This window comes from Hungatella sp. L36, from assembly GCF_014288035.1.
This window is the reverse complement of record NZ_JACOPC010000006.1, coordinates 10,871-22,684: the sequence shown is the minus strand read 5'-3', so window position 1 is coordinate 22,684 and position 11,814 is coordinate 10,871. Positions and strand designations below refer to the sequence as shown.

At 53.6% G+C, this 11,814-nt stretch carries 9 protein-coding genes; all 9 read left to right on the top strand.

Going from position 1 to position 11,814, the window contains the following annotated elements; all coding sequences use genetic code 11:
* Window positions 1–24: 24 nt before the first annotated feature.
* Entirely contained in the window at window positions 25–888 is an 864-nt protein-coding gene (gene proB, locus H8S80_RS15685; RefSeq protein WP_002604000.1) for a glutamate 5-kinase, read from the top strand.
* 11 nt (window positions 889–899) lie between these two features.
* Window positions 900–1,121, top strand: coding sequence for a DUF896 domain-containing protein (locus tag H8S80_RS15680; RefSeq protein ID WP_002604001.1), 222 nt, complete (start codon window positions 900–902; stop codon window positions 1,119–1,121).
* Window positions 1,099–1,641, top strand: coding sequence for a 5-formyltetrahydrofolate cyclo-ligase (locus H8S80_RS15675; RefSeq protein ID WP_002604002.1), 543 nt, complete (start codon window positions 1,099–1,101; stop codon window positions 1,639–1,641). The genes H8S80_RS15680 and H8S80_RS15675 overlap by 23 nt, the downstream gene beginning before the upstream one ends.
* A gap of 52 nt (window positions 1,642–1,693) precedes the next feature.
* Window positions 1,694–2,947, top strand: coding sequence for a glutamate-5-semialdehyde dehydrogenase (locus H8S80_RS15670; RefSeq protein WP_117633329.1), 1,254 nt, complete (start codon window positions 1,694–1,696; stop codon window positions 2,945–2,947).
* Between the two features lie 256 nt (window positions 2,948–3,203).
* Window positions 3,204–4,649 (top strand): tRNA (N6-isopentenyl adenosine(37)-C2)-methylthiotransferase MiaB, encoded by a 1,446-nt coding sequence (gene miaB, locus H8S80_RS15665; protein ID WP_117633338.1) that lies wholly within the window; start codon window positions 3,204–3,206, stop codon window positions 4,647–4,649.
* Window positions 4,650–4,684: 35 nt separating this feature from the next.
* Complete coding sequence (gene mutS / locus H8S80_RS15660) at window positions 4,685–7,330, top strand: DNA mismatch repair protein MutS (protein WP_034533951.1); 2,646 nt, start codon at window positions 4,685–4,687, stop codon at window positions 7,328–7,330.
* Between the two features lie 23 nt (window positions 7,331–7,353).
* On the top strand, window positions 7,354–9,498 hold the full coding sequence (mutL, locus tag H8S80_RS15655; RefSeq protein ID WP_117633330.1) for a DNA mismatch repair endonuclease MutL: 2,145 nt from the start codon (window positions 7,354–7,356) through the stop codon (window positions 9,496–9,498).
* On the top strand, window positions 9,495–10,472 hold the full coding sequence (gene miaA, locus H8S80_RS15650) for a tRNA (adenosine(37)-N6)-dimethylallyltransferase MiaA (protein WP_181988041.1): 978 nt from the start codon (window positions 9,495–9,497) through the stop codon (window positions 10,470–10,472). The genes mutL and miaA overlap by 4 nt, the downstream gene beginning before the upstream one ends.
* Window positions 10,450–11,730 (top strand): methionine gamma-lyase family protein, encoded by a 1,281-nt coding sequence (locus tag H8S80_RS15645; RefSeq protein WP_117633332.1) that lies wholly within the window; start codon window positions 10,450–10,452, stop codon window positions 11,728–11,730. Before miaA ends, H8S80_RS15645 begins: the two co-directional genes overlap by 23 nt.
* Window positions 11,731–11,814: the final 84 nt, after the last annotated feature.

Sequence of the window (11,814 nt, the reverse complement as noted above, 5' to 3'; positions counted from 1 at the left end):
TGAAAGAACATGATTGGAGACACCATGAGAACTGAAGTGCGGGAAAAGCTGAAGGATAAACAGAGGATTGTCATAAAAATCGGTTCGTCTTCCCTGACCCATACGTATACGGGGGACTTGAACCTGATGAAGATCGAGAAGCTGGTGCGTGTCATCAGCGATTTGAAGGGAGAAGGGAAATCCGTGGTTCTGGTTTCGTCCGGGGCCATCGCGGTGGGACGCCAGGCGCTTGGCCACCACACGAGGCCGGTTACCATCTCGGAGAAACAGGCGTTTGCAGCGGTAGGCCAGGCGCGCCTGATGATGGTGTATCAGAAACTGTTTGCGGAGTATAATCAGGTGGCGGCGCAGGTTCTGCTGACGAAGGATACCATGATCAATGAAAGCTCCCGCTATAACGCGCAGAATACCTTCGACGAGCTGCTGAAGCTGGGCGCCATACCGATTGTGAATGAGAACGATACGGTATCCACCTCAGAGATCCCTTACGTCGATAATTTCGGTGACAACGACCGGCTGTCCGCCATTGTAGCGGCTCTGATCGGAGCCGACTTACTGATTCTTTTGTCGGATATCGACGGCCTGTACTCTGACGATCCGAGACAGAATCCAAAGGCGCGTTTTATCAGCCAGGTGGATGAGATTACGCCGGAGCTGATGGAGATGGGAAAGGCCACCTCGGGCAGCGACGTGGGCACCGGAGGCATGGCGGCGAAGCTGGCGGCGGCCAGGATCGCCACAGACAGCGGTTCCGATATGGTCATTGCCAACGGGGATGACGTGGAGGTCGTCTCACAGATCATGATGGGTGACAGTAAGGGGACGCTTTTCCTGGCCCATCCCAACTTTGATTTCGATCTGATGCACTACATAAATAATGAATATTAGGAGGCACATCGATGCAGCAGGAAAAAATAGACAGAATCAACACGCTCTACCACAAGGCGCAGGCGGTAGGACTTTCTGATGAGGAAAAGGCAGAACAGGCCGCCCTGAGAAAGGAATACATTGAAGCGATCCGCATGAGCTTAAGAGGAAACTTAAACAGCATTTCGGTTAAGGAAGAGGACGGAACCATTACGGATCTGGGGAAAAAGTATGGAAATGTCAAGCAAGAATGAAATCAGGGAATGGGTGAAGGAGAACCGGCAGGCTCTCACACAGAAACAGGAGATGGAGTGGAATGACGCCATCTGCAGGAAGATTTTAAGCCTCCGGTCCATCCGGCAGGCGTTCTGTGTCTACTGCTACGTATCCTTTCGTCATGAAGCGGGGACTGAGAAGCTGATTCAGGGGCTGCTGGAGATGGGAAAATACGTGGCAGTACCGAAGGTAGAAGGAAAAAAACTGGTATTCTATGCAATTCAGGGAAAAAAGGATTTAGAGAGCGGCGTCATGGGGATCATGGAACCGAAAGCCAGCTGTCTGCGCATCCGCGACGAATTCGCACCAGTCATCGTGCCGGGAATCGCATTTGACAGGGAAGGACACCGGATCGGCTACGGCGGCGGCTATTACGACCGCTTCTTCGACGAAGAGCCGGAACATCCCAGATTCGGAATCGCCTATCCTTTCCAGCTTTTCGATTCTCTGCCGGCAGAGGCCCATGACAAGGGAATGGATATGGTAATCACTCCATAATTCAAACTCAAAATGTGGAGTGAAATAGCAGGATAACAGGGAGGAACGCGATATGACACTAACTGAGACAGGAAAAAGAGCGAAAGAGACGGCCGGTGTTCTGGGGATTCTCGGCTCTGATAAGAAGAACGAAGGTTTAAGGGCGGCGGCCGCCGCTTTGCTTGAGGGCGAGGAAGATATTTTGACGGCCAATCAGGACGATGTGATTCAGGCGACGATAAATGGCATGAGCGCCGGGATGATCGACCGCCTGGAGCTGACACCTTCCAGGATCGAGGCCATGGCCGACGGACTGATCAGCGTGGCCAGGTTAGACGACCCGGTGGGAGAGGTGATCTCCATGAAGGCCCGGCCAAACGGACTCACCATCGGACAGAAACGCGTTCCCATGGGCGTGATCGGCATCATTTATGAAGCCAGACCCAATGTGACCGCGGACGCCTTCGGACTCTGCTTCAAATCCGGCAACTGCGTGATCTTGAAAGGCGGAAGCGACGCCTTAGAGTCCAACAAGGCTATCGTCAAATGCCTCCGTGCAGGACTTAAGAACGCGGGACTTCCGGAGAACAGTGTACAGCTCATCACCGATACCGACAGGGAGGTGACGAAGGAATTCATGCGCCTGCACGACTACGTGGATGTGCTGATTCCGCGCGGCGGAGCCGGACTGATCCGTTCCGTGGTGGAGAACAGTACGGTGCCTGTCATCGAGACGGGAACCGGGAACTGCCATATCTTCGTGGATGAGACTGCGGATTTCACGATGGCTCTGGACATCATATTCAATGCCAAGACCCAGCGGATCGGCGTCTGCAACGCCTGTGAATCGCTGGTTATACATAGAAAAATCGCGGAAGAGTTCCTGCCGCTGTTAAAGGCCAGGCTCGACGAAAAGCAGGTTGAGGTGCGGGCGGATGAAGAAGCCTGCCGTATCGTGCCTGCGTTTGTCCTGGCTGCTGCGGAGGATTGGGGAACGGAGTATTTAGACTATATTCTGTCCCTGAAGCTGGTGGACTCCATAGACGAGGCCATCGCCCATATTAACCGCTATAATACGAAGCACTCCGAGGCCATCATCACATCGGATTACGCAAACGCTCAGAAGTTCTTAAATGAGATCGATGCCGCCGCCGTCTACGTCAACGCGTCCACCAGATTCACGGATGGATTCGAGTTCGGTTTTGGCGCAGAGATCGGCATCAGCACCCAAAAGCTTCACGCGAGAGGCCCTATGGGGCTAAAGGAGCTTACCACGACAAAGTACATTATCTATGGAAACGGACAGTGCAGGCCGCCGGCTTTGTAAAATAGCTGTTTCCATATCAAAGTCCGCCTTGCCACAGGGCGGACTTGATTCTTTTGTTACAATTCGCGGCCCCACGCACCGGAACGCCCGGCGGAGTTTTTCCGTGGGGCCGCTAATTGTAACTTTTTTTCAGGTGGACGGCCGTTGTATTTTTGGTGTTTGCAATAGAATGTATTTATGCTATAATATTCAAAGTCATTCCGGGTTTACAGATTATGACGGAATGCGGAGTGAGATAAATGGAGGAAACAGCTGGATGGATCATTTACATATGACACATGAGGAAGCTTTAAAGGCCGCGCCGGCGGAGGAACCGGGCAGACAGCAGTTCTTTATGGAACGCTGCCGCCAGTTGATCGATGAGAAGAAGAGAAGGGACGAAACGTACCGCGGAACCTTTCACATCGAGACGTTCGGGTGCCAGATGAACGCCAGGGATTCGGAGAAACTGACCGGAATTTTAGAGGCTTCCGGATTTACGGAGACGGACACGGAGGAGGCGGATTTCGTCCTCTATAATACCTGTACGGTCAGGGACAACGCCAATCAGCGCGTTTACGGCAGACTCGGCTACTTAAACCGCATCAAACAGAAGAATCCCAATATGATGATCGCTCTCTGCGGATGTATGATGCAGGAGGAAACCGTGGTGACCAAGATTAAGAAGAGCTACCGCTTTGTCGACATTATATTCGGAACCCATAATATTTTCAAACTGGCAGAACTGATTTCTGAACGCATGGATGAGAAAAAGATGGTAGTTGACATCTGGAAGGGGACTGACCGGATCGTGGAAGAACTTCCCACCGACCGGAAGTACCCGTTCAAGTCCGGCGTTAATATTATGTTTGGCTGCAATAATTTCTGCAGCTACTGTATCGTTCCTTACGTGCGCGGCCGCGAGAGAAGCCGGAATCCACAGGATATCGTGGGAGAGATCAGACGCCTCGTCGCAGACGGTGTGGTGGAGGTCATGCTCCTGGGACAGAATGTCAACTCCTATGGAAAGAATCTGGAAGAGCCGATGACCTTTGCACAGCTGTTAAAAGAGGTGGAGGCCATCGATGGTCTTCGGCGGATCCGTTTTATGACCTCCCATCCGAAGGACTTATCGGATGACTTAATCGAGGTCATGAAGAATTCCGGGAAGATCTGCCATCATCTCCATCTGCCGCTCCAGTCCGGAAGCAGCAGGGTCTTAAAGGCCATGAACCGGAGATACACGAAGGAACAGTATTTGGAACTGGTGGAGAAGATCAGGGCCGCGGTTCCCGATATCTCTCTGACCACGGATATCATCGTCGGCTTCCCGGGAGAGACGGAGGAGGACTTCCTGGAGACCATGGATGTAGTGAGAAAGGTCCGTTTTGACAGCGCATTTACGTTCATTTATTCGAAGCGCACGGGCACTCCGGCGGCGGCCATGGAAGAGCAGATTCCGGAGGCTGTGGTGAAGGACCGGTTTGACCGCCTGCTCTCAGAGGTGCAGAGGATATCGGCCGAGGTATGCGGACGTGACGCCCACACCGTTAAGGATGTACTGGTGGAGGACTTGGATGACCATGTGGAAGGCTTCGTTACGGGCCGGCTCGATAACAACACCACCGTTCATTTCAAGGGAGATGCGTCCCTGATCGGTCAGATCGTGGATGTGTATCTGGATGAGTCGAAAGGCTTTTATTATATGGGAACATTAAAATAGTACGACAGAAGAAAAGAGGAAAAAACGTGGCCGGAATGTCACCAATGATGGTCCATTATTTGGAAACCAAGAAACAGTACCCGGACTGTATCCTGTTTTACAGGCTGGGAGATTTTTATGAGATGTTTTTTGAAGACGCGCTGACCGTCTCCAAGGAACTGGAGATTACCCTGACGGGAAAAGAATGCGGGCTGGAGGAACGGGCGCCAATGTGCGGCATTCCTTACCATGCGCTTGAAAATTATCTGTACAGGCTGGTCCAGAAGGGCTATAAAGTAGCGATCGCAGAGCAGATGGAGGACCCGAAGCTGGCCAAGGGGCTGGTTAAGAGAGAGGTCATCCGTGTCGTTACCCCCGGAACCATTACCAGCGCCCAGGCACTGGATGAGACGAAGAACAACTACCTGATGGGCATCGTCTATATCGACGAGCGGTTCGGCATTGCCGTTTCCGATATCAGCACAGGCGATTTTTTGGTGACCGAGGTGGAGACGGAGCGGGAGCTGGCGGATGAGATCAACAAGTTCAGCCCCTCCGAGATTATCTGCAACGATGCGTTCTTTGTGTCCGGTGTGGACACGGAGGAGGTCAAGAACCGCTACCAGACCGTGATCGCCGCACTTGACAACCATTTCTTTTCCGACGAGGGCTGCAGGAGAATTTTAAAAGAACACTTTAAAGTGGGCTCTCTGGACGGTCTGGGCCTGCAGGATTACGATACGGGAGTGATCGCGGCGGGGGCTGTCATGGAGTACATGTACGAGACCCAGAAGAGCACACTGTCCCATATTACGACCATCGTTCCCTATTCCACAGGGCAGTTCATGATCATTGACACCTCGACAAGAAGGAATCTGGAGCTCCTGGAGACCATGCGGGAGAAGCAGAAGAGGGGAACCCTTCTGTGGGTGCTGGATAAGACGAAGACGGCCATGGGCGCCAGGCTTTTGAGAACCTATATCGAACAGCCGCTGATCCACAAGGATGATATCATTGCCCGCCAGAATGCCATCGAAGAGCTGAATATGAATTACATTTCCAGGGAGGAAATCTGTGAATACTTGAATCCCATCTACGATCTGGAACGTCTCATCGGCCGCATCAGCTATAAGACGGCGAATCCCAGGGATTTAATCTCCTTCAGGAATTCTCTGGAAATGCTTCCTTACATAAAAGATCTCATGGGAGAATTCACGACTCCTCTGCTGAAAGAGCTCTGGGAAGAGCTGGATGCCTTAGAGGATGTCCACGATCTTGTCTCCCGCGCCATCGTGGAGGACCCGCCCATATCCCTGCGTGACGGCGGCATCATAAAGGACGGCTATCACGAGGAGACGGATAAGCTGCGCCACGCGAAGACGGAAGGAAAGACGTGGCTCGCCGAACTGGAATCGAGAGAGCGCGACAAGACCGGAATCAAGAACCTGAAAGTCAAGTACAACAAGGTATTTGGATATTACTTCGAAGTGACAAACTCCTTTAAAGGGATGGTTCCCGATTACTTTGTCCGCAAGCAGACGCTGGCCAACGCCGAGCGGTACACAACGGATGAACTGAAGGAGCTGGAGGACATGATCCTGGGAGCGGAGGACAAGCTCTATACCCTGGAATACGGTCTGTTCTGCGAGGTGAGAGACGCCATCGCCGCCGAGGTCCTGCGGATCCAGCAGACGGCCCGGGCGATCGCGGGTATCGACGTGATGACTTCCCTTTCCGTTGTGGCTACGAAGAATAATTATGTGAAGCCGCGCATCAATGAAAAAGGTGTGATCGATATCAAAAACGGCCGCCATCCGGTGGTGGAAAAGATGATGCGGGACGATTTATTCGTCGCCAACGATACGTATCTGGACAATTCGAAGAACAGGCTCTCCATCATCACCGGCCCCAACATGGCCGGTAAATCGACGTATATGCGCCAGACGGCCTTAATCGTACTGATGGCTCAGCTGGGAAGCTTTGTGCCCGCGGATGACGCCAATATCGGCATCTGCGACAGAATCTTTACCCGTGTGGGCGCTTCCGATGATCTGGCATCCGGCCAGAGTACCTTCATGGTAGAGATGACCGAGGTTGCCAACATCCTGAGAAACGCTACGAAAAACAGCCTGATCGTTCTCGACGAGATCGGCCGGGGCACCAGCACCTTCGACGGCTTATCCATCGCCTGGGCGGTGGTGGAGCACATCAGCAACCCGAAGCTTTTAGGAGCCAAGACGCTGTTTGCCACCCATTACCATGAGCTGACAGAGCTGGAAGGAACCATAAACGGCGTCAACAACTACTGCATCGCCGTAAAGGAACAGGGCGATGATATCGTATTTCTTCGAAAGATTGTGAAGGGCGGAGCGGATAAGAGCTACGGCGTTCAGGTCGCCAAGCTTGCCGGTGTTCCCGATTCCGTGATTGTACGGGCAAAGGAGCTTCTGGTGGAGTTAAGCGACGCGGATATCACGGCGAGGGCAAAGGAGATCGCGGAAGCGGGCGCAGGTGCGCCGAAGCATGCCAGCATCCCCAGGCCGGATGAGGTGGATTTGCAGCAGATGTCCCTGTTTGACACGGTGAAGGACGACGACATCGTCCGGGAGCTGGGAGAACTGGAGCTGGGAAATATGACGCCGATCGACGCCTTGAACACGCTGTACCGCCTTCAGACGAAACTTAAGAACCGCTGGCAGTAAAGAGATAAAGGAGCGATAGCCATATGCCAAACATTACGCTACTGGATCAAAATACCATAAATAAGATTGCAGCGGGCGAGGTGATCGAGAGGCCGGCCTCTGTTGTGAAGGAGCTTTTAGAGAACGCCATCGACGCCAGGGCTACGGCTGTGACGGTTGAAATAAAGGAGGGGGGCACCACCTTCATCCGCGTGACCGACAACGGCTGCGGAATTCCGAGGGAAGAGGTTCCGCTGGCGTTTCTGCGCCACTCCACCAGCAAGATCAAGTCCGTGGAAGATCTCTTTACGATCTCATCTCTGGGCTTTCGCGGTGAGGCCCTCGCAAGTATCGCTTCCGTCTGCCAGGTGGAGCTGATCACGAAGACCAGCGAAGCCCTGACGGGAAGCCGCTACAGCATCGAAGGCGGCATTGAACGGCCGCTGGAGGAGATCGGCGCCCCGGAGGGCACCACATTTATCGCCAGAAACTTATTCTTTAACACGCCGGCCAGAAGGAAATTTTTAAAGACTCCCATGACAGAGGGCTCCCATGTGGCCGAGCTGGTGGAAAAGATCGCGCTCTCCCATCCGGAGATTTCGATCCGTTTTATCCAGAATAACCAGAACAAGCTGCATACCTCCGGCAACCACAACTTAAAGGACATCATCTATACGGTCTTCGGCAGGGAGATTGCGGCGAATCTGCTGGCAGTTGAGGCGAAGAAGCAGGATATCGCCATCAGCGGCTTTATCGGGAAGCCTGTGATCGCCAGGGGCAACAGAAACTACGAAAATTATTTCATCAATGGGCGGTATATCAGAAGCAGCATCATATCGAAGGCCATAGAAGAGGCCTACAAGCCGTTTATGATGCAGCACAAGTATCCGTTTACCATGCTCCATTTCACCATTGAGCCGGAGCTTCTGGATGTCAACGTCCATCCCACCAAGATGGAGCTTCGCTTCCGCGACGGGGAGATGGTGTACCGTATGGTCTACGACGCCGTATCGGGGGCACTCGCTCACAAGGAGCTGATTCCGGAGGTGGAACTGAATAAGGAAAAGGCGGAGCAGGAGGCAAAAGAGGCGAGGAAGCACGAGCCGTCACCGGAGCCCTTTGAGCTTCGCAGGCTGGAGGCCATGAGCCGGCAGCAGGCCGCCTGCGCGCCTGGCTCCAAACGGCTTAAGCCGGCAGAACCGTCTCTCATGAGAGATCCTGATTTTCTGGCTGAAAACTGGCTGAAGAAGCCGGCTGGCGCAGACTTTTTACACGGGTTACCGGAATCGGCTGCGAAAAATGAAGAAACGGTACAAAATCAGGCAGATGGTGCAAGGGAACATGGACAATTAAACGGAATGACGGACCGTGGAGTGCAGCCCGGAGAGGGAGAGGCAGCAGCGAGAGATGCGGCAGCGGAAGAGGCAGCAGCGAGAGATGCAGCAGTGGAAGAGGCAGCAGCGAGAGATGCGGCAGCGGAAGAGGCAGCAGCGAGAGATGCAGCAGCAAGAGAGGCTGCAGCGGGTGAAGCTCAGGCAGGTGCAGCCGCATTTTCCGGGAAGCCGGAACAGCTGGATCTCTTTGACGGAAAGCTGCTGGAACCGAAATCAAGGCTGATGCATAAGCTGATCGGCCAGGTGTTCGACACCTACTGGCTGGTGGAGTTTAACGAACAGCTTTACATTATTGACCAGCATGCGGCCCATGAAAAGGTTTTATATGAGAAAACTATGGCAACACTTAAAAACAGGGAATACTCATCGCAGATGCTTAATCCGCCGATCATTCTGACCCTGAACATGAACGAGGAGGTGCTGTTAAAAGAGCACATGAAGTATTTCTCGGACATGGGCTTCGAGATCGAACCGTTTGGCGGCAGGGAGTATGCGGTGAGAGGCGTACCGGCTAACTTGCTGTCTATCGCCAAGAAGGATTTGCTGATCGAGATGATCGACGGGCTTTCCGACGATGTTTCGACTCATAATCCGGATATCATCTATGAGCGGGTAGCGACCATGTCCTGCAAGGCTGCGGTCAAAGGCGGCAGCCGGCTGTCGACGGAAGAGGCCAACGAACTGATAGACCAGCTCCTGAATCTGGAGAATCCGTATGCGTGTCCCCATGGACGGCCGACGATCATCTCCATGAGCAGGTACGAGCTGGAGAAAAAATTCAAGAGGATAGTATGATGAAACCACTGATTATCTTGACGGGTCCCACGGCTGTGGGAAAGACGGCCCTGTCTGTCCGGCTGGCGAAGGCCGTGGGCGGAGAGATCATAAGCGCCGATTCCATGCAGGTTTACCGCCACATGGATATCGGTTCTGCCAAGGTGACCCGGGAGGAGATGGATGGGGTACCTCATTATCTTATTGATATTCTGGAGCCTGCCGGGGAGTTTAACGTTGCCGCGTTTAAAAAACTGGCGTCGGAGGCGGTAGAGGAGATATACGCTCACGGACATCTCCCCATCGTTGTGGGGGGAACCGGTTTTTACATTCAGGCCCTACTGTATGACATCGATTTTACAGAGCAGGGAGAGGAACGGGAGATCAGGGAGGAGCTGGAACGGCTGGGAGAGGAACGCGGCGCCGTTTTTCTGCATGATATGCTGGCGGAGATCGATCCGGAGGCTGCCATGGAAATCCATGCCAACAACCGGAAACGCGTGATCCGCGCCATCGAGTTTTACCGGCAGACGGGAGAAAGAATCTCCGAGCACAACAAACGGGAGCGGCAGAAGCGCTCTCCCTATGACTTCCTGTATTACGTCCTTACGGATGACAGAAAGACGCTCTATGAGCGGATCGACCAGCGGGTAGACGCCATGGTAGAGGCCGGTCTGGTCGGTGAAGTGGAAAAATTAATGGAAATGGGCTGCACGAAGGAAATGGTCTCCATGCAGGGACTGGGATACAAGGAAATCCTGGATTACCTTCAGGGGAACACCTCCCTTGACGAGGCGGTTACCATTTTAAAGAGAGATACGAGACATTTCGCGAAGCGCCAGATCACCTGGTTTAAGCGGGAGCGGGATGTGCGGTGGCTGAATCTGGAAGACTTCGGCCGCGACAGAGAAAAGGTCCTGGAGAAAATGCTTCAGGATATCAGAGAAACGTATGGATTGGAGACAGAAAATCATGGAAATGGATGCGATGTATGAGCAGCTGGGAATCGAAAGAAAGGTTCTGGAGTTCGGAAAGGAGATAGAAGGGCTGCTTTCTGAGCGCTTCGCGGCGATCGATGAGACGGCGGAGTATAATCAGCTGAAGGTTATAAAAGCCATGCAGGACAACCGCGTCAGCGACATTCATTTTGCCGCAACCACCGGATACGGTTACAACGACCTGGGACGGGATACACTGGAAGATGTATACGCCAGCGTGTTCCACACGGAAAGTGCCCTGGTGAGGCCGAACTTAATCAGCGGAACCCACGCGCTTCACGTGGCGCTGTCGGGCAATCTGCGGCCGGGAGACGAGCTTCTTTCACCGGTGGGGAAACCGTATGACACACTGGAGGAGGTAATCGGAATCCGGGAGAGCGCAGGCTCTTTAAAAGAGTACGGGGTCATCTACCGCCAGGTGGATCTGCTTCCGGATGGAAGCTTTGATTTTGATGGAATTGCAGCGGCAGTCAATGAGAAGACGAAACTGGTGACAATCCAGCGTTCCAAGGGGTACGCCACCCGGCCGACCCTGTCGGTAGAGCGGATCGGTCAGCTGATCGCCTTTATCAAGGAACGGAAGCCGGATGTCATCTGTATGGTGGATAACTGCTACGGCGAGTTTGTGGAGAGGATGGAGCCGGCCGACGTGGGAGCGGATATGATGGTGGGGTCTCTCATCAAGAATCCGGGCGGCGGACTGGCGCCGATCGGCGGATATATCGCCGGAAGAAAGGACTGCATCGACCGCGCCTCCTACCGCCTGACCGCCCCTGGTCTGGGACGTGAGGTAGGAGCCAGCCTGGGGCTTAACCAGTCCTTCTATCAGGGACTGTTCCTCGCGCCAACGGTGGTGGCAGGGGCCTTGAAGGGAGCCGTATTCGCAGCCAATGTCTATGAAAAACTGGGATTTTCCGTGGTTCCGAACAGCACGGAGTCGCGCCACGATATCATTCAGGCAGTGACCTTCGGAAAGCCGGAGGGGGTTATCGCGTTCTGCCAGGGAATTCAGGCGGCCGCGCCGGTGGACAGTTTTGTCACTCCGGAGCCGTGGGCGATGCCGGGCTACGACGCGCCGGTTATCATGGCCGCAGGAGCCTTCGTACAGGGTGCATCCATCGAGCTTTCCGCCGACGGACCGATCAAACCTCCGTACGCCGTTTATTTCCAGGGAGGGCTTACCTGGTACCATGCGAAGCTTGGAATTCTCATGTCCATGCAGAAATTAAAGGACGCGGGACTGATCACGTTATAGAGCCAAACGGCAAAAAAAGTGTATACACGACTGCGTTTCTATGATAGAATAACAAAGCAGGCATGGATTTTCCTGCCAAAAACG